At 75.3% G+C, this 24434-nt stretch carries 28 protein-coding genes; 16 read left to right on the top strand and 12 right to left on the bottom strand.

Translation table 11 applies throughout. The annotated features are described in order from the left end of the window. Nucleotides 1-41 precede the first annotated feature (41 nt). The 5 genes from MN205_RS08930 (at nucleotide 42) to MN205_RS08910 (ending at nucleotide 3319) form a co-directional block, all read left to right on the top strand. On the top strand, nucleotides 42-575 hold the full coding sequence (locus MN205_RS08930) for an FABP family protein (RefSeq protein ID WP_242126395.1): 534 nt from the start codon (nucleotides 42-44) through the stop codon (nucleotides 573-575). Next, complete coding sequence (locus MN205_RS08925) at nucleotides 572-1033, top strand: Fur family transcriptional regulator (protein ID WP_374115897.1); 462 nt, start codon at nucleotides 572-574, stop codon at nucleotides 1031-1033. The genes MN205_RS08930 and MN205_RS08925 overlap by 4 nt, the downstream gene beginning before the upstream one ends. After that, complete coding sequence (locus MN205_RS08920; protein WP_242126392.1) at nucleotides 1030-2136, top strand: folate-binding protein YgfZ; 1107 nt, start codon at nucleotides 1030-1032, stop codon at nucleotides 2134-2136. The genes MN205_RS08925 and MN205_RS08920 overlap by 4 nt, the downstream gene beginning before the upstream one ends. 91 nt (nucleotides 2137-2227) lie before the next feature. Continuing rightward, the gene (locus tag MN205_RS08915) at nucleotides 2228-2821 is read left to right on the top strand and encodes a hypothetical protein (protein WP_242126390.1); all 594 of its coding nucleotides are present in this window, start codon (nucleotides 2228-2230) and stop codon (nucleotides 2819-2821) included. Nucleotides 2822-2959: 138 nt separating this feature from the next. After that, nucleotides 2960-3319: a DUF2516 family protein gene (locus tag MN205_RS08910; RefSeq protein WP_242126389.1), complete on the top strand. Its 360-nt coding sequence runs from the start codon at nucleotides 2960-2962 to the stop codon at nucleotides 3317-3319. Here the strand turns inward: MN205_RS08910 and MN205_RS08905 are convergent. Further along, complete coding sequence (locus tag MN205_RS08905) at nucleotides 3304-3642, bottom strand: hypothetical protein (RefSeq protein WP_242126387.1); 339 nt, start codon at nucleotides 3640-3642, stop codon at nucleotides 3304-3306. The genes MN205_RS08910 and MN205_RS08905 overlap by 16 nt on opposite strands. 94 nt (nucleotides 3643-3736) lie before the next feature. Here MN205_RS08905 and dtd point away from each other — a divergent pair, with 94 nt between their 5' ends. Continuing rightward, complete coding sequence (dtd, locus tag MN205_RS08900) at nucleotides 3737-4162, top strand: D-aminoacyl-tRNA deacylase (protein ID WP_242126385.1); 426 nt, start codon at nucleotides 3737-3739, stop codon at nucleotides 4160-4162. Here dtd and MN205_RS08895 read toward each other — a convergent pair. Together MN205_RS08895 and MN205_RS08890 are read right to left on the bottom strand one after the other, a co-directional pair. Further along, a complete protein-coding gene (locus MN205_RS08895) occupies nucleotides 4140-5210 on the bottom strand; it encodes a LacI family DNA-binding transcriptional regulator (RefSeq protein ID WP_242126384.1) in 1071 nt (356 codons plus the stop codon). The two genes, dtd and MN205_RS08895, sit on opposite strands and share 23 nt — an antisense overlap. 2 nt (nucleotides 5211-5212) lie before the next feature. Then, complete coding sequence (locus MN205_RS08890; RefSeq protein ID WP_242126382.1) at nucleotides 5213-6130, bottom strand: class I SAM-dependent methyltransferase; 918 nt, start codon at nucleotides 6128-6130, stop codon at nucleotides 5213-5215. Between the two features lie 97 nt (nucleotides 6131-6227). Between MN205_RS08890 and mshA the strand changes: the two genes are divergently transcribed. Both mshA and MN205_RS08880 read left to right on the top strand, forming a co-directional pair. Then, nucleotides 6228-7454 carry a D-inositol-3-phosphate glycosyltransferase gene (gene mshA / locus MN205_RS08885; RefSeq protein WP_242126553.1) on the top strand — a complete coding sequence of 409 codons (1227 nt, stop codon included), beginning with the start codon at nucleotides 6228-6230 and terminating at the stop codon, nucleotides 7452-7454. Nucleotides 7455-7489: 35 nt separating this feature from the next. Then, the gene (locus MN205_RS08880) at nucleotides 7490-8242 is read left to right on the top strand and encodes a phosphoglyceromutase (protein WP_242126380.1); all 753 of its coding nucleotides are present in this window, start codon (nucleotides 7490-7492) and stop codon (nucleotides 8240-8242) included. A gap of 15 nt (nucleotides 8243-8257) precedes the next feature. On the opposite strand, the gene MN205_RS08875 is transcribed toward MN205_RS08880, so the two are convergent. Both MN205_RS08875 and phoU read right to left on the bottom strand, forming a co-directional pair. Continuing rightward, complete coding sequence (locus tag MN205_RS08875) at nucleotides 8258-8941, bottom strand: hypothetical protein (protein WP_242126378.1); 684 nt, start codon at nucleotides 8939-8941, stop codon at nucleotides 8258-8260. A 37-nt stretch (nucleotides 8942-8978) separates the two neighbouring features. Beyond that, nucleotides 8979-9653, bottom strand: a complete 675-nt coding sequence (phoU, locus tag MN205_RS08870) for a phosphate signaling complex protein PhoU (protein ID WP_242126377.1) — start codon at nucleotides 9651-9653, stop codon at nucleotides 8979-8981. A 172-nt stretch (nucleotides 9654-9825) separates the two neighbouring features. Here phoU and MN205_RS08865 point away from each other — a divergent pair, with 172 nt between their 5' ends. Next, a complete protein-coding gene (locus MN205_RS08865; RefSeq protein WP_242126375.1) occupies nucleotides 9826-11124 on the top strand; it encodes a cell wall metabolism sensor histidine kinase WalK in 1299 nt (432 codons plus the stop codon). Next, nucleotides 11121-11801, top strand: a complete 681-nt coding sequence (locus tag MN205_RS08860) for a response regulator transcription factor (RefSeq protein WP_242126373.1) — start codon at nucleotides 11121-11123, stop codon at nucleotides 11799-11801. Before MN205_RS08865 ends, MN205_RS08860 begins: the two co-directional genes overlap by 4 nt. A gap of 45 nt (nucleotides 11802-11846) precedes the next feature. Here MN205_RS08860 and MN205_RS08855 read toward each other — a convergent pair whose 3' ends face one another. Then, on the bottom strand, nucleotides 11847-12488 hold the full coding sequence (locus MN205_RS08855; RefSeq protein WP_242126371.1) for a hypothetical protein: 642 nt from the start codon (nucleotides 12486-12488) through the stop codon (nucleotides 11847-11849). 268 nt (nucleotides 12489-12756) lie between these two features. On the opposite strand from MN205_RS08855, the gene MN205_RS08850 reads away from it, so the two are divergent. From MN205_RS08850 to ispF, 3 genes are read left to right on the top strand one after another with little or no spacing between them, the layout of a single operon-like run. Next, on the top strand, nucleotides 12757-13239 hold the full coding sequence (locus MN205_RS08850) for a CarD family transcriptional regulator (RefSeq protein WP_167581000.1): 483 nt from the start codon (nucleotides 12757-12759) through the stop codon (nucleotides 13237-13239). Next, nucleotides 13236-13919, top strand: a complete 684-nt coding sequence (ispD, locus tag MN205_RS08845) for a 2-C-methyl-D-erythritol 4-phosphate cytidylyltransferase (protein WP_255818582.1) — start codon at nucleotides 13236-13238, stop codon at nucleotides 13917-13919. Before MN205_RS08850 ends, ispD begins: the two co-directional genes overlap by 4 nt. Further along, nucleotides 13916-14407 carry a 2-C-methyl-D-erythritol 2,4-cyclodiphosphate synthase gene (ispF, locus tag MN205_RS08840; protein ID WP_242126369.1) on the top strand — a complete coding sequence of 164 codons (492 nt, stop codon included), beginning with the start codon at nucleotides 13916-13918 and terminating at the stop codon, nucleotides 14405-14407. Before ispD ends, ispF begins: the two co-directional genes overlap by 4 nt. An 81-nt stretch (nucleotides 14408-14488) precedes the next feature. Here the strand turns inward: ispF and MN205_RS08835 are convergent, their stop codons facing one another. The 3 genes from MN205_RS08835 to MN205_RS08825 all read right to left on the bottom strand — a co-directional run bounded on the left by MN205_RS08835 (nucleotide 14489) and on the right by MN205_RS08825 (nucleotide 17543). Then, nucleotides 14489-15718: an AI-2E family transporter gene (locus MN205_RS08835; protein ID WP_242126367.1), complete on the bottom strand. Its 1230-nt coding sequence runs from the start codon at nucleotides 15716-15718 to the stop codon at nucleotides 14489-14491. A 62-nt stretch (nucleotides 15719-15780) separates the two neighbouring features. Further along, the gene (locus tag MN205_RS08830; protein WP_242126365.1) at nucleotides 15781-16422 is read right to left on the bottom strand and encodes an MBL fold metallo-hydrolase; all 642 of its coding nucleotides are present in this window, start codon (nucleotides 16420-16422) and stop codon (nucleotides 15781-15783) included. Continuing rightward, complete coding sequence (locus MN205_RS08825; RefSeq protein ID WP_242126363.1) at nucleotides 16419-17543, bottom strand: S-(hydroxymethyl)mycothiol dehydrogenase; 1125 nt, start codon at nucleotides 17541-17543, stop codon at nucleotides 16419-16421. Before MN205_RS08825 ends, MN205_RS08830 begins: the two co-directional genes overlap by 4 nt. An 80-nt stretch (nucleotides 17544-17623) precedes the next feature. Here MN205_RS08825 and cysS point away from each other — a divergent pair, with 80 nt between their 5' ends. The 3 genes from cysS to MN205_RS08810 all read left to right on the top strand — a co-directional run bounded on the left by cysS (nucleotide 17624) and on the right by MN205_RS08810 (nucleotide 21102). Further along, nucleotides 17624-19042 (top strand): cysteine--tRNA ligase, encoded by a 1419-nt coding sequence (gene cysS / locus MN205_RS08820; RefSeq protein WP_242126362.1) that lies wholly within the window; start codon nucleotides 17624-17626, stop codon nucleotides 19040-19042. Continuing rightward, nucleotides 19042-20013 carry a 23S rRNA (guanosine(2251)-2'-O)-methyltransferase RlmB gene (gene rlmB, locus MN205_RS08815; protein WP_242126360.1) on the top strand — a complete coding sequence of 324 codons (972 nt, stop codon included), beginning with the start codon at nucleotides 19042-19044 and terminating at the stop codon, nucleotides 20011-20013. Before cysS ends, rlmB begins: the two co-directional genes overlap by 1 nt. Before the next feature lie 216 nt (nucleotides 20014-20229). Then, nucleotides 20230-21102 carry a phosphatidylinositol-specific phospholipase C/glycerophosphodiester phosphodiesterase family protein gene (locus tag MN205_RS08810; protein ID WP_374115896.1) on the top strand — a complete coding sequence of 291 codons (873 nt, stop codon included), beginning with the start codon at nucleotides 20230-20232 and terminating at the stop codon, nucleotides 21100-21102. A gap of 53 nt (nucleotides 21103-21155) precedes the next feature. On the opposite strand, the gene MN205_RS08805 is transcribed toward MN205_RS08810, so the two are convergent. The 3 genes from MN205_RS08805 to MN205_RS08795 all read right to left on the bottom strand — a co-directional run. Further along, complete coding sequence (locus MN205_RS08805) at nucleotides 21156-22040, bottom strand: NAD(P)-dependent oxidoreductase (RefSeq protein ID WP_242126356.1); 885 nt, start codon at nucleotides 22038-22040, stop codon at nucleotides 21156-21158. Nucleotides 22041-22064: 24 nt separating this feature from the next. Further along, entirely contained in the window at nucleotides 22065-23336 is a 1272-nt protein-coding gene (locus MN205_RS08800) for a DUF4032 domain-containing protein (protein WP_374115893.1), read from the bottom strand. A 99-nt stretch (nucleotides 23337-23435) separates the two neighbouring features. Beyond that, nucleotides 23436-24434, bottom strand: a 999-nt coding sequence (locus MN205_RS08795) for an ABC transporter ATP-binding protein (RefSeq protein ID WP_242126351.1), incomplete at its 5' end; no start/stop codon positions are given.

Below are 24434 nucleotides of genomic sequence, written 5' to 3'. Positions count from 1 at the left end.
GCCTCTACAAGGGACAGCGCTGAGCCGTGGCCGGAGCACCCGTGCCCCTGCGCACCGACACGCCGCTCCCGCTGGTCCCGCTGTCCTGGCTGCTGGGCCGCTGGGAGGGCGCCGGCGTCCTCGGCCACCCCGCGCGCGGTGAGGACACCCGCTTCGGGCAGGTCGTGGAGTTCTCCCACGACGGGCGCGACTTCCTGAGCTACACCTCCACCACGTGGGCCCTCGACGAGGCGGGCAGCACCACCGACCCCCTCGACGTCGAGACCGGCTACTGGCGCCCGCGCCCGCTGGACCCGGCGGCCCCCGCGCCCGCCGACGGACCCCGCCCGGTGGACCTGGAGGTCGTGCTGGCCCACCCCACCGGTGTCGTGGAGGTCCTCGTCGGCGAGGCCACCGGCCCGCGCATCGACCTGTCCACCGACGTGGTCGCCCGCACCACCACCGCCCACGAGTACACCGCCGCCACGCGCATGTACGGGCTCGTGGAGGGCGACCTGCTGTGGGCGCTGGACGTCGCGCTCGGCGGCCACCCGATGCGCAGCTACGCGTCGGCGCGGCTGAAGCGGGTGTCCTGACGCCCGCGCTCCCCGCCCCGCTCGGCGAGGCCCTGCACGCGCGGGGGCTCCGCCGCACCCCCCAGCGCGAGCGCGTCCTGTCGTCCGTGCGCCGCCTGGGCCACGCCACGCCCGAGGAGGTGCTGGCGGACCTGCGCGCCGACGGCGCCGCGCCCGCCGTGGACGCCTCCACGGTCTACCGCGCCCTGGCCCTGCTGGAGGAGCTGGGCCTGGTGGCCCGCACCGCGCTGGACCGGCGCGCCGACACCTTCCACGCCGTCGAGCACGGCGGCCACCTGCACCTGGTGTGCGACGGGTGCGGGGCCGTCGCCGAGGCCCCGGCCGACGCGGCCGCCGAGCTGGCCGCCGACCTGCGCCGGCGCACCGGGTTCACCGCCGACGTCGCGCACCTGGCGCTGCGCGGACGCTGCGCCGCCTGCGGCGCCGGCCCCACCCCCCAGACGCCGGAGGAACCGTGAGCACCGAGACCCCCGCCCCCGCCCCCGTGCGGCGCTCGCCGCTGCTCGACCTGCCCGGAGCTGTCGCCGCGGAGGGCGCCGACGCGGGCACCGCCTGGCACTACGGCGACCCGGTGGCCGAGCAGCGCGCCCTCGTGCGCGGCGAGGCCGTCGTGGACCTGTCCCACCGCGGCGTGGTGCGCGTCAGCGGCCCGGACCGGCTCAGCTGGCTGCACAGCACCACCAGCCAGGCCCTGACCGGCCTGCCGGCCGGCACCAGCACCGAGAGCCTGGTGCTGAGCCCGACCGGCCGGATCGAGCACGACCTGCACCTGCTCGACGACGGTGGGGCCACCTGGATCACGGTCGAGGCCGCCGAGCGGGAGCCGCTGGTCGCGTGGCTGCTGAAGATGCGCTTCGCGCTGCGCGTGGAGGTCGAGGACGTCACCGCCGAGTGGGCCGTCCTGGGGGAGTCGAGCAGGGAGCCGGGCGACGGCGCCGGGCCGGTGTGGGTGGACCCCTGGCCCGGGCCCGTCCCGGCGAACGAGGGCGGTGCGGCCGACACCGCGAGCTACGCGGCCGTGCCCACCCCGCTGCACCCGGGCGCCGAGCGGCCCTGGCGGGAGGTGCTCGTGCCGCGCGCCGAGCTGGCGGCCCGGGTGGCGGGCCGGCGGCCGGCGGGCAGCTGGGCGGCCGAGGCGCTGCGCGTGGAGGCGTGGCGGCCGCGCCTGGGCATGGAGACCGACGAGCGCTCCATCCCGCACGAGCTGGACTGGCTGCGCACGGCCGTGCACCTGCACAAGGGCTGCTACCGCGGGCAGGAGACCGTCGCCAAGGTGCACAACCTGGGCCGTCCGCCGCGCCGGCTGGTGCTGCTGCACCTGGACGGCTCCTCCCACGACCTGCCCGGCCGCGGCGACGACGTGGTCCTCGCCGGTGGCCCGGAGCGCGCCGTGGGGCGCGTGACGACGGCCGCGCGCCACCACGAGCTGGGACCGGTCGCCCTCGCGGTGCTCAAGCGGTCCGTGCCGGTGGACGCGCCGCTGTTCGCGGTGGCCGGCTCGGCCGCGGGGGAGCAGCACCGGCCGCTCGCGGCGGCGCAGGAGGTCGTGGTCGCCCCCTGACGCACCGCGGGGGCCTATCCTCAGAACGCGCACGCACGGTGGCGCGCTGATCGCCCAGAGCGATGAGTCTGATCGGGGAGCGGAGGCCGGCATGGACGAGGAGCACGTCAGCGGGTATCAGCGGGGCGGGCGCCGGGCGCTCGACCGGGTGCTCGCCCCGGAGTTCGTCGCGGACCTGCGCACCGTCGACCTCGCGGAGCTGCGCGAGCGGCGCACCCTGGCCGAGCAGGAGGAGGCCGACCTCTCCTACGCCCGCCGGCTGCTGCAGGGCCGCCTGGACCTGCTCGGTGCCGAGCTGCAGCAGCGCTCCGGCGTCGACGGCGGCACGGACGTGTCCGCCGCGCGCACCGACGCCGAGCTGGTGGCCCGCCTGACCGACGTGCTGGCGGACCCGCGCCGCACGAACCACGGCATGGGCCGGCACACCACGGTGCAGCCCAGCCGCGTGGGGGAGCACCGCCGCCGCGCCGAGGCCGCCGTCGCCGACCCGCACCTGTCGGACCTGACGGCCATGGACGACGAGCAGCTGGCCGCCGCCCGGGAGCGCCTGCTGGGCCTGGAGCACGAGCTGTCCGCCGACCGCCACCGCGTGCAGGAGGTCATGGACGCCTGCACCGACGAGATCACCCGTCGCTACCGCGAGGGGATCGCCTCCGTGGAGGACGCGCTGCCGGGCGGCCGCTGACGCCCCGGGGCGGTTCCCCGGGGAGGTCCCCGGCGCCGCGCGCAGCGGGCTCCGCCGATCGGGTGAGCCGCCCGTGCGCGGGGCCGCCGCCGCCGCGACGGGGGAACCCCGCGGCGGTCCCGACCGTAGGATCCAGGTGTGACCTCACTCGTCGGCACCGTCCAGTTCGGCGTGCTCCTCGTGATCGCCTTCGCGGCGTTCGCCCTCGCGGCGTGGGCGCTGGTCGACGCCCTGCGCCGCCCCGCGGGCTCGTTCGTCGCCGCCGGCAAGCGCACCAAGACCTTCTGGGTCGCGGTGCTCGCGGTCGCCGCGGCCATCGGCTTCGTGTCCCTGCCGCCGATCTCCGCGGCCGGTCTGCCCGGCCTGCTGGGCATCGTCTCCGTGGTCGCCGCCGCCGTGTACATGGCGGACGTGCGTCCCGCCGTGCGGCAGTTCGGCGGGCGCCGCGGGCCCGGCCGCGACGAGCGCCGCCAGGGTGGCCCCTACGGCCCCTGGTGAGCCTCCGGGCCCCACGCCGTCCCGCGCGGGCCGGCCGACGGGCCCGGCCGCGCGCCGCGCACCATGCGCAGCCCGCACCGCAGCAGCGCCGTGCCCACGGCCAGCAGCGCCAGCACGGAGAGCACGTCCGCCTCGGTGAAGCCCCGGTCCGCCGTCCAGGTGTGCAGGATCCGACCCTCCACCGGCCCGTTGACGCGGGTCCACACCGCGCTCAGCAGCCCCGTCACCACCGCCACGTCCCAGCGCGGGCGCACCAGGCAGCCCAGCGTCCCCACGCCCAGCGCGAGCAGGGTCAGGGGGATCACCACGGGGACGTCGAGCACCGCTCGATCGTAGGCGCGCAACCGTGACGACGCGTCCGGTTCACCGCCCCCACCCCCTCCGTTCACCCCGTCGGCCGTGCGCCAGGCTGTTCCCGTGAGAGCCGTCGTGCAGCGCGTCAGCCGGGCCCGGGTCACCGTCGACGGCGAGGAGACCGGCGCCCTGGACGGCCCCGGCCTGCTCGTCCTGGTGGGCGTCACCCACGGCGACGGTCCCGGCCAGGCCGAGCGCCTCGCCCGCAAGGTCGCCGAGCTGCGCGTCCTGCGCGGGGAGCGCTCGGTGCTCGACGCCGGTGCGGGCGTCCTGCTCGTCAGCCAGTTCACCCTCTACGGCGACACCCGCAAGGGGCGCCGCCCCAGCTGGGCGGCCGCCGCCCCCGGTCCCGTCGCCGAGCCCCTCGTCGACGCCGTCGCCGCCGCCCTCCGCGCCGCGGGCGTGCCCGTGGCCGCCGGCCGCTTCGGCGCCGACATGGCCGTCGAGCTGGTGAACGACGGGCCGGTCACCCTCCTGCTCGAGGTGTGAGCACCGAACCGGAGCTGCCCCGCACGACCAGCTCGCGCGGAGCCAGCAGCAGCGGCCGCGGCGCCCGGCCCGCCAGCAGGTCCAGCAGCAGCCGCGCCGTGGCGGCGCCGTCGGCCACCACGTCTCGGCGCAGCGCCGTGATGCCGGGGTCGGCCAGCCGGCACAGGATCGAGTCCTCGCCGGCCACCACCGCCAGGTCGGCGGGCACCGCCACCCCCAGCGAGCGCCGTTCCGCGACCACCGTGGCCGCCATGACGTCGTTGTCGTACAGCACCGCCGTCGGCGGTCGCGGCCGAGCCAGCAGCGCCCGCGTCGCCTCCAGGCCCCCGCGGGCGGAGTAGTCGGCGACGACGACCTCCTGCTCGGCGCCCAGCGCCGCGGTCGTCACCTCCTGCCACGCGCGGTCACGCCGGCGCGTGTGGCGGTACTCGGGCGGCCCGCTGACCCGCGCCAGCCGCCGGTGCCCCCGCAGCAGCAGGTGCTCCACGACCCGCTCGAACGGCTCGCGCTCCTCCTCCACCGACACCGCCACCGTGCCGGCACCGCCGCCCGGCTCCTCCTCCTCCCGGCCGCCGCGCACCACGCTCGGCACCCCCAGCTCCGTCACCAGGGCCAGTCGCGGGTCCTCGACCAGCAGGTCGGTGAGCACCACGCCGTCCACGCGGCGCTCCGCCCACCAGCGCCGCAGCACGTCCACCGCGGTGTCGGCGTCGGGGACCACCGTCATCAGCAGGGAGACCGACTCCGTGGCCAGCACGCCCTCCATGCCGGCCACCAGGCGCATGTAGTACGGCTCCTCGCCCAGCAGTTCCACGTCGCGCGCCACCGCCAGGCCCACGGCGTGCGCGCGGGCGTGCGAGAGGGAGCGGGCCGCCGCGCTGGGCCGCCAGCCCAGCTCCCGCGCGGCCAGCAGCACCCGCTCCCGGGTGGCCGCGGACACCCCCGGCAGGTCGTTGAGGGCGTAGGACACCGACGCCTTCGACACCCCCGCCACCCGCGCGATGTCGCGGATCGTGGGGCGCGCCGCGCCCGGCGACGGTCGGCTCACGCTCACCTCCGGCTGCCCGTCCTGTGCGCAGGATCATGCCCGAGCCCCGCGGCACCGCCTCCGCGGGCCCGCGGTGCCACCGCGTCCCACGCGACGGTCAGCTCGCCGAGCCGCCAGCGCGCCGGGCCGTCCAGCACCGGCCAGTCCCGGCGCAGCGCCCGGCACGTCGCCAGCCAGCGCTGCCGGGCCCCGAAGGTGCCCTCCGGGGCGGCGCGCGCCCACGCGGCGTCCGCCGCGCGCAGCAGGTCGTGCACGCCCTCACCGGGCACGTTGCGGTGGATGAGGGCCTTCGGCAGGCGCTCGGCCACCGCCGACGGCTGCGGCAGCCCGCCCAGGCGCAGGGAGAGCGTCAGCGACACCGGCCCGCCCGCCTCCAGCGCCACCCACGCGCTGCGCCGGCCCAGCTCGTCGCAGGTGCCCTCCACCACCAGACCGCCCGGGGCCAGCCGCGAGCGCATCAGCTCCCACGCGGCGGCGACCTCGCCCTCGCCGTACTGGCGCAGCACGTTGAACGCCCGCACCAGCACCGGGTCACCCCCGCCGGGCACGCCCAGCTCGAAACCGCCCACCGCGAACACCGGTGCGCCGGGCACGCCGGCGAGGGCGGCGCGCGCGGCGGCCACCCGCTCGCCGGAGACCTCCAGCCCCACCACCCGCACGTCCTCGCGCACCCGGCGCAGCCAGCGCTGCAGGTCCGTCACGGTCACCGGCCGGCCGCCGTAGCCCAGGTCGACCACCAGCGGGTCGGCCGCCGCGCGCAGCCGCCGCGCCTGCGTGCCCGCCAGCCAGCGCTCCACGCGCCGCAGCCGGTCCGGCCCGGTCGTGCCCCGGGTGACGGTCCCCACGGGACGCGCGGCGGGGCGCCGTGCAGACTGCTCGCCGGGCCGCGCGCTGCCGCGGTCGCCGCTGAAGGGGGGCACCGTCCGACGGTAGCCACCCGGGCGGGGTGGTGGTGACGACCAGCGAGGGCGGGCGGGACGAGCGGTGGGTGCGAGCGCGGGGGTTTCCCGGGTGGCGATGGTGTCGGTGCACACCTCCCCGCTGGAGCAACCGGGCACGGGCGACGCCGGCGGCATGAACGTCTACGTGCTGGAGCTGTCCCGCCAGCTCGCGCTGCGCGGCGTGGAGGTGGAGGTGTTCACCCGGCGCACCTCCTCGGACCAGGAGCCGGTGGTCGCCGCCGCCGACGGCGTGACGGTGCGGCACGTGGCCGCCGGCCCCTACGAGGGCCTGGGCAAGGACGACCTGCCCGGCCAGCTGTGCGCCTTCACCGCCGGGATGCTGCGCACCGGCGCGCGGCGCACCGAGGGCCACTACGACGTGGTCCACTCGCACTACTGGCTCTCGGGGCAGGTGGGGTGGCTGGCCGCCGACCGCTGGGACGCGCCGCTGGTGCACTCCATGCACACGATGGCCAAGGTCAAGAACGCCCACCTGGCGGCCGGGGACGCCCCGGAGCCGGCCGGCCGGCTGATCGGTGAGGAGCAGGTCGTGACGGCCGCCGACCGGCTGATGGCGAACACGCCCGCCGAGCGCGACGAGCTGGTGCAGCTGTACGGCGCGGACCCCGCGCGCGTGGCGGTCGTGCCGCCCGGCGTGGACCTGGCGACGTTCTCCCCGGACGGCGGGCGCGCCGCGGCCCGGCAGCGGCTGGGCCTGCCGCAGGACGCCGAGGTGCTGCTGTTCGTGGGCCGGCTGCAGCCGCTGAAGGCCCCGGACGTGCTGGTGGAGGCGGCGGCCCTGCTGCTGCGGGAGCGGCCCGAGCGGCGTTCCCGGCTGCGCGTGCTGGTCCTGGGCGGCCCCAGCGGGTCCGGCACGGCGCACCCGCACGCGCTGACGGACCTGGTGCGCGATCGCGGCCTGGAGGACGTGGTGCGGGTGAGCCCGCCGGTGCCGCGCGCGGAGCTGGCCGAGCACTACCGCGCCGCCGACGTGGTCGTGGTGCCCTCGCACAACGAGTCGTTCGGGCTGGTGGCGCTGGAGGCGCAGGCGTGCGCCACCCCCGTGGCGGCCGCCGCCGTGGGCGGCCTGCGCACCGCCGTGGCGGACGGCGAGTCGGGGGTGCTGGTGGGATCGCACGAACCGCGGGACTGGGCGCGCGTGCTGGGGGGGTTGCTGGACGACCCGGCGCGGCGGGCGGCGCTGGGGGCGCGTGCGGCAGAGCGGGCTCGCGGTTTCGGGTGGGCCCGCACGGCGGAGGCGACCCTGGAGGTGTACCGGCGCGCTCGCGCCGATCGCCCCTGAGGCCCGTGCGGGGCGCCCTCGGTAGGGTGCGGGACATGAGCGAAGCGGCGCACACCCTGGTCCTGTTGCGGCACGGCGAGAGCGAGTGGAACGCCAGGAACCTGTTCACCGGCTGGGTGGACGTGGCGCTGTCCGAGAAGGGCCGCGAGGAGGCGGCGCGCGGCGGCCGGCTGCTCGTCGAGTCCGGTGTGCTGCCGGACGTGGTGCACACCTCGCTGCTGCGCCGCGCGATCACCACCGCCCACCTGGCCCTGGACGCGGCCGAGCGGCACTGGATCGACGTGCGCCGCTCCTGGCGCCTCAACGAGCGCCACTACGGCGCGCTGCAGGGCAAGGACAAGAAGCAGACCCTCGAGGAGTTCGGCGAGGAGCAGTTCATGCTCTGGCGCCGCTCCTTCGACGTGCCGCCGCCGCAGATCGAGCTCGGCTCGGAGTTCTCCCAGGACGGCGACCCGCGCTACGCCGGCCTGGGGGCGGACATGCCCCGCACCGAGTGCCTCGCCGACGTCGTCGCGCGCATGCTGCCGTACTGGCGCGAGGAGGTCGTCCCGGACCTGCGGGCCGGCAAGGTCGTGCTGCTCGCCGCGCACGGCAACTCGCTGCGCGCCCTCGTCAAGCACCTGGACGGCATCTCCGACACCGACATCGCCGGCCTGAACATCCCCACGGGCATCCCGCTGCTGTACCGCCTGGACGCGGACCTGCAGCCGCTCGTGCGCGGCGGCGAGTACCTCGACCCGGAGGCTGCGGCCGCGGCGGCGGCGGCGGTCGCCAACCAGGGGCGCTGACCGCCCCGAGGACGCTCAGGCGCCGGTCGTGACGCTCGTCGTCGCGGCCGGCGCCGTGCTCGTCGTCGTGGCCCCGTCCACCGGGGTGGCGGTGCCGGAGGGGGTGGCGTCGTCGGCCTCCCCACTGCACGAACGGGTCAGCGCGGTCTGCAACCGCTCCTGGGCCTCCACGGCGGCCGTGCCGGCGGCAGGGTCGTCGACGGCGGCCACGGCCCGGTCCAGCTCCGCCACGGCCGCGGCCAGGTCGGCCGCGGAGCCGGTGGCCGGGGCCAGGTCGCCCGCCTCCTGCGCCAGGCGCTCGTAGTAGTCCAGGACCAGGCGCGCTTCCTCGGCGAGCTCGGGCGGCGCCACGGCCAGCACGGAGGCGTAGTAGGAGGGGCCCTCCTCCGTGGTGACCAGCGCGTACACGGACTGCGCGCGCGGGTCGCCGCGCGGGACGTCCAGCCGTTCGAGCTCCGCCGCGAAGGCACCGTCCAGCTCCTCCTGCGCGCTCTGCACCGCGGAGCAGGCGAAGGCCGGGGACGTGGTCGTGGAGCCGGCGGTCCCCGGCGTCGGGGAGAGCGTGGGTTCCACGGTGGTCGTCGTGGGGGCGGGCCCGGGCACCTCGTCGCCGGAGCACCCGGAGCCGACCAGGACCAGCGCCGCGCAGACGGCCAGGGCCCCTCCCGCTGCGCGGGGCCGACGCCGGAGGGACTCCACGCCCTCGACGCTACACCGGCACGCGGCGCGGCGGCGGTCAGCCGACCAGCGGCAGACCGTCCGGTTGCGGCGCGTCGTGCGAGCCGGTCACCAGGAACGTCACGTTCTTCGCCACGGACACGGCGTGGTCGGCGAAGCGCTCGTAGTAGCGGCTGCACAGCGTCAGGTCCACCGCCACCTCCGTGGGCTGGGCGCCGCTGCGCGCCATCAGCTGCTCGAAGACGCTGCGGTGCAAGCGGTCCATCTCGTCGTCGTCGGTCTCGAGCTCCGCGGCCATGGCCACGTCCCGCGAGGCGATCACGCTGCCCGCCTTGGTGACGATGCGCTCGGCCACCTGCGCCATCTGCAGCACGGTGGAGCGGTACTCGGCCGGCACGACCGCCTCGGGGTGGCGCAGCCGGGCGAGCTTGGCCACGTGCCGGGCGAGGTCGCCCATGCGCTCCAGGCTGGTGCTCATCCGCAGCGCGGTCACCACCACGCGCAGGTCGGTCGCCACGGGCTGCTGGCGCGCCAGGAGCTGCAGGGAGCGCTCCTCCAGGTCCTGCTGCAGCGAGTCGATGCGCTGGTCGGCGGTGATGACGCTCTCGGCCAGTTCGCGGTCGGCGTCGAGCAGGGCGGTCGTGGCGCGGGACATGGCCGAGCGCGCCAGGTTCGTCATCTCGACGAGGGTGTCGACGAGGTGGACCAGTTCGTCGTGGTAGACGTCGCGCACGGTTGCCTCTCTCGAGCTGCTGTTCGGCGGTGCCCGCTGCGGGTCCCGCCGCCCTGGAGGTTCCCAGGTCCGCGTGAACGGACGCCCCCCTGGGCGTGAACACCTCGCGCCGCGGCGGCCGGGGGGCCCGGCTGCGCGGAGCAGGGGTCTCGGCCAACCTTAGGCTGGTGTCGTGGTCGGCGACATCTCGAGCAGCATCGCCGCCGCCGCCGGCGTGCTGGCCGGCGCGGCCGGCGTGCTCGCCTTCCGCGTCTCCGAACGGCTGCAGCACCACGAGCCCGCCCCCAGCGAACCGGTGGGCGTGCCCCCCGGTGTCAGCGACGTCCTCATGGCGCTGCGCTCCTCGGCGGTCGTGCTCGACGCCACCGACGAGGTCGTCAAGGCCAGCGCCGCCTCCTACGCCGCCGGCGTCGTGGCCGGCCGGGAGGTCACCGACGCCCAGCTGCGCGAGATGGTCCGCGCCTGCCGCCGCGACGGCAGGGTGCGCGAGATGGAGGTGGAGCTCGCGCCCGGGCTGGGCCGCCCCCCGGCCGTGGTGCTCGCCCGCGTCTCCCCCCTGGGGCCGCGCCACGTGCTGCTGCTGCTGGAGGACCGCACCGAGTCGCGGCGCGTCGAGGCGGTGCGCCGCGACTTCGTCGCCAACGTCAGCCACGAGCTGAAGACCCCCGTGGGGGCCCTGTCGCTGCTGTCCGAGGCCGTGGAGGACGCCGCCGACGACCCCGAGGCGGTGCGCCACTTCGCCCGCCGGATGCGCCGGGAGTCGAAGCGGCTGACCCAGCTGGTGCAGGAGATCATCGACCTTTCGCGCCTGCAGGCGGCCGAGAACGTCGTGGAGGCGACGCTGCTGGAGGTGGACGTCCTCGTCGCCGAGGCCGTCGACCGCAGCTCCTCGGTGGCCCACCAGCGCGAGTCGGACATCGTGGTCGCCGGCGAGCGCGGTGTCCTCGTCAGCGGCGACCGCGAGCTGCTGGTGACGGCCATGCGCAACCTGGTGCACAACGCCCTCGCCTACTCCCCGGAGCGCAGCCGCGTCGTGGTGGAGGTCCGCCGGGTGCGGCCGGCGTCCGGGGAGGAGGGCGCCACCCCGGCGGCCGTGGACATCGCCGTCTCCGACCGCGGTGTGGGCATCAGCCCGGCGGACCTGGAGCGCATCTTCGAGCGCTTCTACCGCGTCGACCCGGCGCGCTCGCGCCTGACCGGCGGCACGGGGCTGGGCCTGTCCATCGTCAAGCACGTCGCCGGCAAGCACGGCGGTGAGGTCCGGGTGTGGAGCGTCGAGGGGGAGGGCTCGACGTTCACGCTGCGGCTGCCGGAGGCGCCGGCGGCGACCCCCGCGGCCGACGGGCCGCCGGCGCCGGCCGTCGCCGAGCCCCACGACCCCCCGCGGCGCGCGCAGCGCGGCGCCGCGGGTCCTTCCCGACGCTCTCCGGGACAGACCCCGGAGAACACACCCCTGGAGGTTCGACCGTGACGCGCATCCTGGTGGTCGAGGACGAGGAGTCGTTCTCCGACCCGCTGTCCTACCTGCTGCGGCGGGAGGGCTACGACGTGGCGGTCAGCGACACCGGTCCGGCGGCGCTGGAGGAGTTCGACCGGGCCGGTGCCGACCTGGTGCTGCTGGACCTCATGCTCCCGGGCATCCCGGGCACGGAGGTGTGTCGCCAGCTCCGCGCCCGGTCCAGCGTGCCGGTGATCATGCTCACCGCGAAGGACTCCGAGATCGACAAGGTCGTCGGGCTGGAGATCGGCGCGGACGACTACGTCACCAAGCCGTACTCCTCCCGCGAGCTGCTGGCGCGGGTGCGCGCGGTGCTGCGCCGCGGCACCGAGCCGGAGGAGCTGGTGCAGACCACGGTCGAGGCCGGTGGGGTCCGCATGGACGTGGACCGCCACGTGGTCACCGTGCGCGGTGAGCAGGTCCCGCTGCCGCTGAAGGAGTTCGAGCTGCTGGAGATGCTGCTGCGCAACGCGGGCCGGGTGCTGACCCGCGTGCAGCTCATCGACCGGGTCTGGGGCTCGGACTACGTCGGCGACACGAAGACCCTCGACGTCCACGTCAAGCGCCTGCGCGCCAAGATCGAGCCGGACCCCTCCAACCCGCGCCACCTGGTGACGGTGCGCGGGCTGGGCTACAAGTTCGAGGGGTGAGCGGGCGGTCGCCGCGGGTCCCTCGGGCCCGCGGCGACCGGCGGGTCAGTGCTCGCCGGCCTGCCCCTCGCGGATCGTGCCCTCCTCGCCCAGCGGGGGACCGCACTCCACGCCCTCCTGGGCCGCGGCGGCCGTCTCCACGCCCGGGTCGGGCGCCGCGGTCGGCGTGATCGGGGCGTACTCGAAGCACGGCAGCAGGACGGGGGCGTCGACCTCCACGGACTCCCCGGCGACCTGGAACGTCAGCGGGAACGTCTCACCCGGGTAGACGGGCACCTGCGGGATCTGCACCCAGGCCGGGCGCAGCTCGTCGGCGTCGGACGGGTCGGCCGCCCCGGCGGCAGGCTCCCCGACGGCGGCGGGAGCGCCGACCTGCACCAGGCGGCCCGGGCTGATGGCGAAGGTCTCCGTGGGCGCCTGCCCAGCGCCGACGTCGGCGGACACCGTCACCGAGACGTCCTCGAGGGTGGAGTTCACGAGCGTCACCGACACCACGCCCGGCTCGTCGACACCGCTGGCGACGACGAGGGCGTTGCGCACCTCCACGCCGGCCACCGTGACGTTCTTGCCGTCGCTGGGGTCGTACGGCCGCAGGACGACCGCGGGGGAGAAGGTGGAGCACCCCGCGACACCGAGGGTGCTCGCGACGGTGACGAGGGCGACGGCGGCGCGCTGGCGGAGCTTCACGCGCTCAGACTACCGGGAGTCGTAGCCGTCCACCCGGGTGCCGGTGCCGCGGGGTGTCGCCGCCGCCGCGGGCTGCCGGGCCGGTCCGGGGGGCTGCTCCGGGGGGTGGGGAACCCCCGGCCCTGCGCGCGCGAAGCACGTGGATCGGGTCGTGTCAAGGGGGGTGCGGCCCGCCTTCGAGCCTCTGACCTGCGCAAACGCGGTCGCGAAGGGTGCCCGGCCGCTGCTCGGCGTGGTAATCTCGAGTCAGGGAAAGGGGTCACGTTCTATGGCTTTCACGGTCGGCGAAACGGTCGTCTACCCCCACCACGGGGCTGCACTGATCGAGGAGATCAAGACCCGCACCATCAAGGGCGAGGAGAAGCTCTACCTCGTGCTCAAGGTCGCCCAGGGCGACCTGACCATCGAAGTGCCCGCCGAGAACGTCGACCTCGTCGGCGTCCGGGACGTCGTCGGTCGCGAGGGGCTGGACCGGGTGTTCTCGGTCCTGCGCACCGCGTACGCGGAGGAGCCCACGAACTGGTCCCGCCGGTACAAGGCCAACCTCGAGAAGCTGGCGTCCGGGGACGTCATCAAGGTCGCCGAGGTCGTGCGCGACCTGTGGCGCCGCGACCAGGACCGCGGCCTGTCCGCCGGTGAGAAGCGGATGCTGGCGAAGGCTCGCCAGATCCTCGTCTCCGAGCTGGCCCTGGCCGAGAACACCAACGAGGACAAGGCCGAGTCCCTGCTGGACGAGGTCCTGGCCTCCTGACCTGCGCTCTCGTCGTCCCGGCCGCCGGCCGGGGCGAACGTCTCGGGGCCGGCCTGCCCAAGGCTCTCGTGGCCGCGGCCGGGGAACCCCTGCTCGTGCACGCCCTCCGGCGCGCCCTCGACTCCGGCGTCGTCGACGTCGTGGTGGTGGTCGCCCCGGAGGGTGAGCAGCAGCGGGTGCACGTCTTGCTCGCCCCCCTGGGGCTGCCGGACCTCCGTGTCGTGATCGGGGGAGCGGAACGGCAGGACTCCGTGCGCCGCGGCCTGGCTGCGCTGCCGGAGGACGTCGACGTGGTGCTCGTGCACGACGCCGCCCGGTGCCTGACCCCGCCGTCGGTCTTCCGCTCGGTCGTCGAGGCGGTCCGCGCCGGTGGCGTGGCGGTCGTGCCCGTGCTGCCCGTCTCGGACACCGTCAAGCGCGTCGCCGCCGGTCGTGTGCTGGAGACGGTGGACCGCCGCGAGCTCGTCGCGGTGCAGACCCCGCAGGGCTTCGCGCCGGGTCCGCTGCGCCGCGCCCACGAGGCGGCCACCGGAGCCGCACCGGCGACCGACGACGCCGGGATGCTCGAGGCGCTCGGCCACGAGGTGCTCACCGTGGTGGGCGACGACGCCGCCTTCAAGATCACGCGCCCGGTGGACCTGGTCCTGGCCGAGGCGCTGCTGAGGGGAGGGGGCGCGTGAGCGCCGACCGCACCGCCTGGCCCCGCGTGGGCACCGGCGTCGACGTGCACCCGCTCGCGGCCGGCCGCGAGTGCCGCGTCGCGGGGCTGCTGTGGCCCGGGGAGCCGTTGGGCCCGGAGGGCCACTCCGACGGCGACGTGGCGGCCCACGCCTGCGCCGACGCGCTGTTCGCCGCGAGCGGCCTGGGGGACCTCGGTGCCCACTTCGGCACCGGGCGGCCCGAGTGGGCCGGAGCGTCCGGCGCCCGCCTGCTCGCCGAGGCCGCCCGACTGGTGCGCGCAGCCGGTTACGAGATCGGCAACGTCTCCGTGCAGGTGGTGGGCAACCGCCCGAAGATCGGCACCCGCCGCGCGGAGGCGGAAGCGGTGCTGTCCGCGGCGTGCGGGGCACCGGTCAGCGTCTCCGGCACCACCACCGACGGGCTGGGGCTGACGGGGCGCGGCGAGGGCATCGCCGCGGTCGCCACCGCGCTCGTCGTCCCCGTCTGAGCACGGGAACCCCTCCCGCGCCTCGTGCCGTCGCACGGCGGAGCCCCCACCGCGAGCTCGGTGGGGGCTCCGCCGCGTCCCTCAGGAGCGGTCGTCCGGCTGGACGCCCTTCGCGGCAGCGGTGGCGGCGGGCTGCCCCTCGGCCACGGCGGGGTCCCGGCGCAGCGGGTTCTTCTTCTCCTTGTGCTCCTCCGCGGGGTTCTCCGGCTCGTCCGGGAGGAGCACGTGGTGCACGTAGCGCAGCACCACCGTGAGGATCGCCGCGACGGGCACGGCGAGGAACGCGCCGATGATGCCGAACAGCGTCCCGCCGATGGTGACGGCGCCGATGACGACCGCCGGGTGCAGCGCGAGGGTCTTGCCGACCAGCAGCGGCTGCAGGACGTTGCCCTCCAGCTGCTGCACGAGCAGCACGATGCCCAGGACGATGAGGGCCTCCACCCAGCCGAGGGTGACGAGCGCGACGAGGGTGGCCAGCACGCCGGTCACCACGGCACCCACGATGGGGATGAACGCCGCGAAGAAGATCGTCACGGCCAGTGGCAGGGCGAACGGCACGCCGATGATCCACAGGCCGATGCCGATGAAGAACGCGTCGACGAACGCCACGGCCGCCTGGGACAGGATGTAGCCGCGGATCGTCGCCCAGACCCGGGTGCCGAGCTCGGTGGCGTGGTGGTGGGTGTTCGCGTCCAGCCAGCGGCGCGACCACGGCAGCAGCCGGTCCCCGTCGGAGAGGCAGAAGAAGGTCAGCACGAGCACCAGCAGGAACGTGATCACACCGGAGCCGATGCTGGCCCCGACCGTGCCGACACCGCCGACGACGCCCAGGGCGATGTTCTGGGCGTTGCTCTGCAGCTCCTGCAGCCCCTGGTTGACGAGGTCGCCGATCTCCTCCTCGCCGAGGTTCAGCGGCGGGCCGTTGATCCAGTCCTGCACCTGCTGGATCCCGGCGACGGCGGAGTCGGCGACCTCACCGAACTGCCCGGCCACGCTGGGGATCAGGGCGGCGAAGATGCCGGTGACCAGCGCGACCAGGATGAGGATCGAGAGCAGGGCGGCGATCGCGCGGGGCAGCACGGCCCGCAGCAGGCTCGCCAGCGGCCACAGGATCGCGCTGAGCAGCACCGCCAGCAGCAGCGGCAGCAGCAGCGACCAGCCCTTGCCGAGCAGCCACAGCAGGCCGGCGACGCCGATGCCGATGACCAGCAGGCGCAGCGTCCACTTGGCGGCTTCGGCGATGCCGCGCTCGACGACGTTGACCGTGCGCGACTGGTTCTGCGCAGCAGGAGGCGGTGTGGGATCACTCACGGCAGCGATGCTGCCAGGAGCCGAGGCGCCCGCCACTCGGGACGCCCCGGCACCGTCGCCGGTCAGTGACCGCGGGTGATCCACTCCTGCAGGTGGGGGGCCTCGTCACCGATGGTGGTGCTGCCCCCGTGGCCGGTCAGCACGCGCGTCTCCGGCGGCAGCTCCAGCAGCACGTCGCGGATGGAGCCGACGATCGTGTCGAAGCTGGAGAAGGAGCGCCCCGTGGCGCCGGGACCACCGGCGAAGAGGGTGTCGCCGGTGAAGACCGTGCCCAGCGCCGGGGCGTAGAAGCACACCGCGCCCGGGGTGTGCCCGGGGGTGTGCAGCACGTGCAGGTCGGTGCCGGCCACCGTGACCACCTCGCCGGGGACCAGGTCCGTGGTGGCCAGTCCCGGGTGGGTCAGCTCCCACACCTCGCGGTCCGCCGGGTGCAGCAGCACCGGCACCCGGTGCTGCTGCGTGCTGAAGCGTTCGGCGAGGGCCGGCGCGCGGCGCACGTGGTCGTCGTGCGCGTGCGTGCACAGCACCGCCAGCAGCCGGCGGTCCCCGATCGCGGTGGCGATCGCGTCGACGTCGTGGGGGGCGTCGACGACGACGACCTCGGCGTCGTCGCCGACGATCCAGACGTTGTTGTCCACCTCGAAGGTCTGCCCGTCCAGGCTGAACGTGCCGGAGGTGACCAGGTGCTCGACCCGGGCGCTCACTCGCCCATCACCACCACGGAGCGCAGGACCTCGCCGCGCTGCATCGTGGCGAACGCGGCTTCGACGTCGCCCAGCCCGATGCGCTCGCTCACGAACGCCTCCAGCGGCAGGCGCCCGTTCGCGTGCAGCTCCAGCAGCTGCGGGAAGTCCCGCTCCGGCAGGCAGTCGCCGTACCAGGACGACTTCAGCGCACCCCCGCGACCGAACACGTCCGCCAGTGGCACCTGCAGCTGCATCTCGGGAGTGGGCACCCCGACGAGGACGACGGTGCCGGCCAGGTCGCGCGCGTAGAACGCCTGCCGCCACGTCTCGGGCCGGCCCACCGCGTCGATGACGACGTCCGCGCCGAAGCCGTCGGTGACCTCCTGCACGGCGCGCACGACGCCGTCCTCGTCCAGCCCGCGGGAGTTGACGGTGTGCGTGGCGCCCAGCTGCCGGGCCCAGGCCAGCTTCTTGTCGTCGAGGTCGATCGCCACGACGCGCCGGGCCCCGGCCAGCACCGCCCCGGCCACCGCCGCCGTGCCCACCCCGCCGCAGCCGATGACCGCCACGGTGTCCCCGCGGCGCACCGGGGCGGTGTTCACCGCCGCGCCGATGCCCGCCATCACCCCGCAGCCGAGCAGCCCGGCCACGGCCGGGTCGTAGTCCAGCTCCGACCCGTCGTAGATCGAGGTGTCGATGCGGGTGGCCTGCCCGGCCGCCACCAGCGTCTTCGGCGCGAACGCCCCGATGCCCAGCGCCGGGGACAGCTCCGTGCCGTCGGTCAGGGTCATCCTCTGCGTGGCGTTGTGCGTGTCGAAGCAGTACTGCGGCGCCCCGCGCTTGCACGCGCGGCACTGCCCGCACACCGCCCGCCAGTTCAGCACCACCGCGTCGCCGACGGCCACGTTCGTCACGCCGTCCCCGACGGCGGCCACGGTGCCGGCGGCCTCGTGCCCCAGCAGGAACGGGTAGTCGTCGGTGATGCCGCCCTCGCGGTAGTGCAGGTCGGTGTGGCACACCCCGCACGCGGCGACGTCCACGACCACCTCACCGGCGATCGGTTCGGGCACCACGACGTCGGCGGTCTCGACGGCAGCGCCCTTGCTGCGGGAGATGATCGCGGGAACGGTCCAGGCCATGGGCCGACCCTAGTCGAGCCGCCGGACGGAGGCCCCGGCGAGCGGACGGCGGGCCGGTGACCGGCCGGTAGCCTGGCGGGGTGACCCTGCGCCTCCACGACAGCGCCGCCGGCGCGGTGCGCGACTTCGTCCCCCTGCAGCCCGGACGGGTCGGCGTCTACGTCTGCGGCGCCACCCCGCAGGGTTCGCCGCACCTGGGCCACGTGCGCGCGCAGGTCGCCTTCGACGTGCTGCGCCGCTGGCTGACCGCCACCGGGCACGAGGTGACGCTGGTGCGCAACGTCACCGACATCGACGACAAGATCCTCGCCAAGGCCGCCGAGGCCGGGGTGCCGTGGTGGGCGCACGCCTACCGCTTCGAGCGCGACTTCGCCGCCGCCTACGACGCGCTCGGCGTGCTGCCGCCGACGGTGGAGCCGCGCGCCACCGGCCACGTCCCGGAGATGGTCGAGCTGATCGGGCGGCTGGTCGAGCGCGGCCACGCCTACCCGGCCGCCGACGGCTCCGGCGACGTCTACTTCGACGTCCGTTCCTGGCCGCAGTACGGCGAGCTGACGCACCAGGACCTGGCGGACATGGAGCCGGCCGCCGACGCGGACCCGCGCGGCAAGCGCGACCCGCGCGACTTCGCGCTGTGGAAGGGCGCCAAGCCCACCGAGCCGGCCAGCGCCTCGTGGCCCACCCCGTGGGGCCGCGGCCGTCCCGGCTGGCACCTGGAGTGCTCGGCGATGGCCGGGCGCTACCTGGGGGGCCGCTTCGACATCCACGGCGGCGGCCTGGACCTCCGCTTCCCGCACCACGAGAACGAGCAGGCGCAGTCGCGCGCCGCCGGCGACGGGTTCGCGCAGTACTGGCTGCACAACCACTTCGTGACGATGGCCGGCGAGAAGATGAGCAAGTCGCTGGGCAACGTGCTGGGCATCCCGAACCTGCTGCGGGAGCACCGCGCGGTGGTGCTGCGCTACTACCTCGTCTCCGCGCACTACCGCACGGCGCTGGAGTACTCCGGGACCTCGCTGGTGGAGGCCGAGGCGGCGTACTCCCGCCTGGAGGGCTTCGTGCGCCGCACCGCCGAGCGGGTGGGTCCGCACGTCGCCCCCGGCGAGGTGCCGGCGGAGTTCGCCGCGGCGATGGACGACGACCTCGCCACCCCGGCCGCGCTGGCCTCGCTGCACGAGGTGGCGCGGCGCGGCAACCAGGCGCTGGCCGACGGCACCGACGAGCAGCTCCTCACGGCGTACCGGCAGGTGCGCGCCGGTCTCGGCGTGCTCGGGCTGGACCCCCTGAGCGAGCCGTGGGTCTCGCGGGCGGGAACCTCGGACGCGGCGCGCGACGCGCTGGACGTCCTGGTGCGCGCCCGCCTGGAGGAGCGTGCGGCCGCCCGCGCCGCGCGCGACTTCGCGACCGCCGACGCGGTGCGCGACTCCCTCAAGAACGCGGGCATCGTGATCGAGGACACGTCCACCGGTGCCCGGTGGACGCTGGAGGGTGAGCAGTAGTGGCGGGGAACTCGCAGCGCCGTGGCGCTGTCAGCAGGGGCAAGAAGGGCCCGAGCAGCGGCACCGGCGGCAAGAACCGCCGGTCGCTGGAGGGCAAGGGGCCGACGCCGAAGGCGACCGAGCGCACCGGCCACCCGGCCGCGGCGCGCGCGGCGAAGGCGGCGCACCGCGCGGCGACGACCAACCCCCGCCCCGGCGGGCGTCCGCCCGCGCGGCGCACGGCGAAGAAGAGCGGCGAGACCGAGTGGATCGCGGGCCGCAACTCCCTCGTGGAGGCGCTGCGGGCGGGACTGCCGATCACGGGCGTGTACGTCGCCTCGCGCATCGACTCCGACGACCGCGTCAAGGAGATCCTCGCCGCGGCCGGCGACCGGGGCATCCCGCTGCTGGAGGCGTCCCGCGCCGACCTGGACCGCCTCACCGACGGTGCCGTGCACCAGGGCGTGGCGGCGTCGGTCCCGCCGTACGACTACGCCCACCCGCACGACCTGCTGGACCGGGCGGCCGACACCGGCCGTCCGCCCCTGGTGGTGGCCCTGGACGGTGTGACGGACCCGCGCAACCTCGGTGCCGTGGTCCGCTCGGTGGCGGCCTTCGGCGGGCACGGCGTCGTCGTGCCGGAGCGCCGCGCCGCCGGCATGACCGCGTCGGCGTGGAAGACGTCGGCGGGTGCTGCGGCGCGCGTGCCGGTCGCCCGGGCGACGAACCTGACCCGCGCGCTGCAGGAGTACAAGGAGGCGGGGTTGTTCGTCGTCGGGCTGGACGCCGACGGCGACGTCGCGCTGCCGCAGCTCCAGCTCGCCGGCGGGCCCCTCGTGGTGGTCGTCGGCGCGGAGGGCGCGGGCCTGTCCCGGCTGGTGCGCGAGACGTGCGACCAGGTGGTGAGCATCCCCATGGCCGGGGCGGTGGAGTCCCTCAACGCCGGTGTCGCCGCGGGCATCGCCCTGTACGAGGTCTCCCGCCACCGCTGACCCCTCCACCCTCCACTCCGGGCGGGAACCACCGTTCCCGCCCGGAGTGGGGGAGGGGCGGGGGTGGGTGTTCGGGAGGAAGACGCCGGGAGTTCGCCGGCACGTCGTGATCACCTCGTAGCGTCCGCGTCCGTTCCCCCCCCCCTCGACGACGGAGGCCCCGTGCGCCGCCCCACCCGATCCCTGCTGCTCGCCGTCCTCAGCGGTGCGGCCCTGCTGCCGCTGACCGCGACCGCGGCGTCCGCCACGACGCTGCCCGCCGACCCCGGCGCCGCCCCCGCGCCGGCCCCGGCCGTGCAGTCGCTGCCGCAGGCCCACGCCCACAACGACTACGAGCACGAGCGCCCCCTGCTGGACGCCCTCGACCACGGCTTCACCAGCGTCGAGGCCGACGTGTACCTCGTGGACGGCGAGCTCCTGGTCGCCCACGACTCGTGGGACCTCGACCCCGCCCGCACCCTGCAGTCGCTGTACCTGGACCCGCTGGCCGCGATCGTCGCGCAGAACGGCGGCAGCGTGTACGGCGACGGCGAGCAGGTGCAGCTGCTCGTCGACATCAAGAGCGACGCGGTCGCCACCTACGCGGCGCTGGACGCGGTCCTCGCCGAGTACGACGGCCGCGACGCGGGCCTGTTCACCACCTACGAGCTGACCGCCCAGGGGTACGACGGCGAGGACGGCGCGGTCAGCGCCGTCGTGTCCGGCAACCGGCCGGTGGACCTCATGGCCCGCCAGCAGGTGCGGCACGCCGGTTACGACGGGCGTTCCGGCGACCTCAACAGCGGGGCGGACCCCGACTTCATGCCGCTGATCAGCGACAACTGGAACAACCTGTTCACCTGGCAGGGCGTGGGGGAGATGCCGGAGGCGGAGCGCGCCCGGCTGCACGACTTCGTCGAGGCCGCGCACCTGGCCGGCCGCGAGGTGCGCTTCTGGGCGACCCCGGACACCCCCGGCCCCGAGCGCGAGGCGGTGTGGCGCGAACTGGTCGCCGCCCACGTCGACCAGATCAACACCGACGACCTCGCGGCGCTGCGGGACTTCCTGCTGGCGGCGCAGGCCGAGCAGGCGGAGCAGTCGGCGGCCTGAACCCGCTCGTGCGGCGCTCCCCGCCGGGGGGCGCCGCACGGCGCGTCAGCGCGTCAGACGTGGTCGCGCCAGGAGTGCTGCGGTTCGTACCCCAGCAGCCGCCGCGCCTTGCCGATGCCGAGCAGCGTCTCGTGCTCGCCGAGCTCCCCGCGCACCTCGACCCCGGGGTACACCTCGGCCATCAGCTCGGCCGAGGAGCGGCTCATCACCGTGTCGGCGTTGGCGACGATGAACACCTCCACGCCGGGGTCCGTCCGCTGCAGGGACAGCCGCACCGCCTGGGCGCCGTCGCGCGCGTCGACGTAGCCCCACAGGTTCCACTTGCGCAGGTGCGGGTCCGCGTCGAACGAGGGGAACTGCGCGTAGTCCTCCACGTGCATGACGTTGGAGAAGCGCAGGCCCGTCATCGTCAGCTCGGGCTCCCACCGGCAGAAGTGGTGGGCCATCTCCTCCTCCAGCGCCTTCACGAGCGAGTACGTCGACTCCGGGCGCACCCGGTACTCCTCGTCCAGCGGCGCGTACGGGGGGTCGGCGGCGTCGAACGGCAGGCCGAGCAGCGTCTCGCTGGACGCCCACACGACGTTCCGGACCCCCGCGGCGCGGGCGGCGTCGAACACGTTCCAGGTCGCGGCGGAGTTGTTGCGGAACGTCGCGGAGTTGCTCAGCAGGCCCGGCGCGGGGACCGCCGCCAGGTGCACGACGGCGTCGAAGGGGCCGGGGCGCTCGTCGGTGCGCCCGGCGAGGGCCTCGACGACCTGGCCGTGGTCGGTGAGGTCGATGCGCAGGAACTGCGCGTCGTCACCGGGGCGCAGCGTCGGCGGGCGCACCTGGTCCAGCGCGAGCACCGACCAGCCGTTCTCCAGCAGGTCGCGCAGCACGACCTGCCCCAGCTTGCCGGCGGCACCGGTCAGCGCGACACGGGGCTTGTCAGTGGGCAACGTCGTCCTCCGGGGGTGGGGTTCTCAGCGTTCCGCGATGACGCGGATCGCCTGGGTGTCGACGCCGAGCACGGCGCGCTCGTCCGGCTTGCTCGGCAGGACGTTCGCCATGTAGGAGCTCACCGCCTCGTCGAGGCCGACGTCGCGACCGGCGCGCTCGGACAGGTACCAGCGGTGCTCGAGGACCTCGTGGAACAGCTCCGGACCCTCGAGCTTGCCGCGCAGCTCGCGCGGCACGGCGCGCTGCACCGGCTCGAACACCTCCGCCATCCAGTCGTGGGCGACGATCTCCTCGTCCTCGTTCTGCCGGTCGGCGGCCGCCATGTAGGAGTCGAGGTCGTTGAGCAGGCGGCGCGCCTGGTTCTCCTCGGCGTCCAGGCCGGTCAGGCGCAGCAGGCGGCGGGAGTGGTGCCCGGCGTCGACGACCTTGGGCTCGATGCGCACGCTGGTGCCGTCGATGTCCGTGGTGATGGCCAGCTCGCCGACGTCGAAGCCGAGGTCGTTCAGGCGCCGGATGCGGGCCTCGACGCGCCAGCGCTCGCCGCGCTCGAAGGACTCCGCCTCGGTGAGCTCGGACCACAGGGCGCGGTAGCGGGAGATGATGCGGTCGGAGATGTCGAGGACGTCGTCCATGTCCACCTCCAGCGCACCGCTGGCGACGACGTCCATGAGCTCGCCGGCGATGTTGGTGCGCGCCACGTCGAGGTCGTACTCGCGCTGCCCGGTGGACAGCTCGTCGTAGAGCTCGCCGGTCTCGGCGTCCACGAGGTAGGCGGCGAACGCGCCGGCGTCGCGGCGGAACAGCGTGTTCGACAGGGACACGTCGCCCCAGTAGAAACCGGTGAGGTGCAGCTTCACCAGCAGCACGGCGAGGGCGTCGACGGCGCGCTTGGCGGTGCTGGGGCGCAGCGTCTGGCTGTACAGGGCCCGGTAGGGCAGGGAGTACTGCAGGTGCCGGGTCACCAGCACCGAGTTCAGGGGTTCGCCGTCGTGGCCGACGCGGCCGGTGATGACGGCGACGGGCAGGACCGAGGGCACCTCGAGCCGGTTGAGCATGCGCAGCATCCGGTACTCGCGGTGGGCGATCTCCGCGTTGGTCTCCTTCACGGCGAGCACCCGCTTGCCCAGCTTCACGAACCGCACGACGTGCCGGGAGATGCCCCGCGGCAGCGCCGCCAGGTGCTCCTCCGGCCACTCCTCGAGCGGCACCTCCCAGGGCAGGTCCAGCAGCTCGGGGTAGGGCCTGGCCGCGGTGATCTGCAGCGAGGTGGTCGTGGGCGCGCTCACGCTGGTCATCCTCTCAGGAGCGGCGCCGGGGTGGCGGCTCCGGACGCGGCACGGGCCGCCGCCCCCGTGCGCCGGGGGCGGCGGCCCGTGCGTGGCTGAGCTGCGGCGTCAGGCGCCCATGCGCTCGCCGGAGTGCTGGTCGAACAGGTGCACGTGACCCTGCTTGGGGGTGAAGTGCACCGTGGAGCCCTTCTGCGGGGGGCGACGGCCGTCGACGCGGGCGATGACCTGGTGGTCCTCCTGGCCGGGCTGGGCCAGGGAGCCGTAGATGTACGCGTCGGCGCCGAGCTCCTCGACGACGTCCACGTGCACCGGCAGACCGCGGTCGGACAGCTCCAGGTCCTCCGGGCGCACGCCCAGGGTGAGCTTGTCGCCCGTGGCGGCGAGGGAGGCGCGCTCCACCGGCCACACCGAGTCGCCCAGGCGCACGCCGCCGTCGGTGACGTCCAAGCTGAGCAGGTTCATGGCCGGGGAGCCGATGAACCCGGCGACGAAGACGTTGTTGGGGTGGTCGTACATGCGCCGGGGGGTGTCGACCTGCTGCAGCACGCCGTCCTTGAGGACCGCGACGCGGTCGCCCATCGTCATGGCCTCGACCTGGTCGTGGGTGACGTAGACGGTGGTGACGGCCAGGCGGCGCTGCAGGGAGGCGATCTGGGTGCGGGTCTGCACGCGCAGCTTGGCGTCCAGGTTCGACAGCGGCTCGTCCATGAGGAAGACCTGCGGCTGGCGCACGATGGCGCGGCCCATGGCCACGCGCTGGCGCTGGCCGCCGGAGAGGGCCTTGGGCTTGCGGCTCAGGTACGCCTCGAGGTCGAGGATCTTGGCCGCTTCCTGCACGCGGCGCTTGATCTCGTCCTTGGGGGTGCCGGCGATCTTCAGGGCGAAGCCCATGTTGTCGGCGACCGTCATGTGCGGGTACAGCGCGTAGTTCTGGAACACCATCGCGATGTCGCGGTCCTTGGGGGGGACCGTGGTGACGTCGCGGTCGCCGATGAGGATGCGTCCGCCGTTGACGTCCTCCAGGCCGGCGAGCATGCGCAGCGAGGTGGACTTGCCGCAGCCGGAGGGGCCGACCAGCACGAGGAACTCGCCGTCCTCGACGTG

The organism is Kineococcus sp. TRM81007, from assembly GCF_022669155.1.
GTDB lineage: Bacteria > Actinomycetota > Actinomycetes > Actinomycetales > Kineococcaceae > Kineococcus.
The sequence above is the reverse complement of the archived record's forward strand: the minus strand, read 5'-3'. Positions and strand labels throughout refer to the sequence as shown.